At 60.8% G+C, this 1,504-nt stretch carries 1 protein-coding gene; it reads right to left on the reverse strand.

Going from position 1 to position 1,504, the window contains the following annotated elements:
* Nucleotides 1–1,445, reverse strand: a 1,445-nt coding sequence (locus EJI00_RS24840; protein WP_148110661.1) for a type IV secretory system conjugative DNA transfer family protein, incomplete at its 3' end; no start/stop codon positions are given.
* Nucleotides 1,446–1,504 lie beyond the last annotated feature (59 nt).

Consider the following 1,504-nt stretch of genomic DNA (forward strand, 5'->3'; position numbering starts at 1 on the left):
GCCGCATCGCTTTGCTCGCGTGGCGCAAACACGATCTGTGCGCCATGGTTGGTGATGAAATTTTGTGCATCGTTGTCGCCGTAGGCCGAGCGCAGCTGAGCGCGGCTTTGCACGATGCACAGGTCGCGCACCCCATAGCTGGCCGAGATCGAGATGCGCTTGGCCCACACATCCACTCGCCCCATGGCGGTGAATTCGTCCATCAGCATGAGCATCTGGTATTTCAGGTCCGGCTCGTCACCCAGTTGCTTGGTAAGGTTGTTGCCGATCACGCTGCTGAAGAAGATGTTCAGCAGCTTGCCGCTTTCGTCGAGCTTGTTGGTCGGAATATCGACGTACAGCGTGGTCGGCCGTTTGCGGATGGCGGTAATGTCGAAGTCGGTGGCGTTGGTGGCGGCGGCCAGCACGGGGCTGAGGAACTGCTGCAGCGGCGCCTGCATGGTGGCAATCACCGAGGAGAAGGTTTGCTCGGCCAGGCCCGCGAGGTTGCCAAAGACCGTGCGCGTTTGCGTGCTGATGAAGCCCGACTGCTCCGGGTCGTTCAATATGTCCTTGAGCATTGCCAAGGTGCCCTTGCCGTCGGCGCCGCTGGACAGGTGCAGGATGCGTTCCAGACTGGGAAAGTTCTCGTCGGTGTTGGGGTCCTGGGCGCGCCCGAGCATCCGCCCCCAGTGGTCCCATACCTCGAACATGTAGGAGGCGAAGGCGGTGAAGGCGGCGCGGCTCTGGCTCGTCCAGAACGGGTCTTTGCCGGGCTCGTCCGGGTAAAGAATGGCGGCGATGGTCTGGATTTCGCCAATGCGCTTGCCCGCATCCATGCCCACCAGCAGGGTGAAGGCGTTGAAGCGATGGGTCTTTCCCTGGTCGTCGTAGGGGGCCCACACATAGATGGTGTGACCCTGTGCTGCGCGCCAGCCGCTGGTGGCTTTGCGCAGTTCGCCCTTGAGGTCGAGCACGACCATCGAGTGCAGATACGACAACAGCACCGGGATGGCAATGCTGGTGGTCTTGCCGGAACGGGTCGGACTGACCGTGATGACGTGCTGGGCGCCGCCCAGCCACAGGTACTGGCCTTTGTATTTGCCGATGAGGATGCTTTGCGGGGTCTGCTCGAGCAGGCCGGCTTTCTTGAGATCGGCAAGTTCGGCGAAACTGGCGTCGCCGTGCAGGGATTCGGCCTTGGCTCGAAAGAGCGGGATGAGCAATGCGGCCCAGCCCAGCAGTGGTACGCCGAAGCCTATGGCGCCGCTGAGCTTGATCTTGGTAGCGTAGGGTGCGTACTGCGGCAGGTCTGCCGCCTGAATGTATTGCCACCACGTGTTCCAGGCGAGCGGCGCATTGGGCAGATCGAGGATGAGCAGAACAAGGTAATTGGAGAGGAACCAGCCGCCTGCCAAGACCCCCAAAAGTGTCACCAACGCGATAAGTATCTTGCTTGTGCTCATATGCTGAGTCACCTCCCTTTTAATAAGGAAATGCTTATACAAGCCGGGGCAATCTCAGC

Origin of the sequence: Variovorax sp. DXTD-1 (genome assembly GCF_003984625.1) — a bacterium.
Taxonomy (GTDB): Bacteria; Pseudomonadota; Gammaproteobacteria; order Burkholderiales; family Burkholderiaceae_C; genus Variovorax.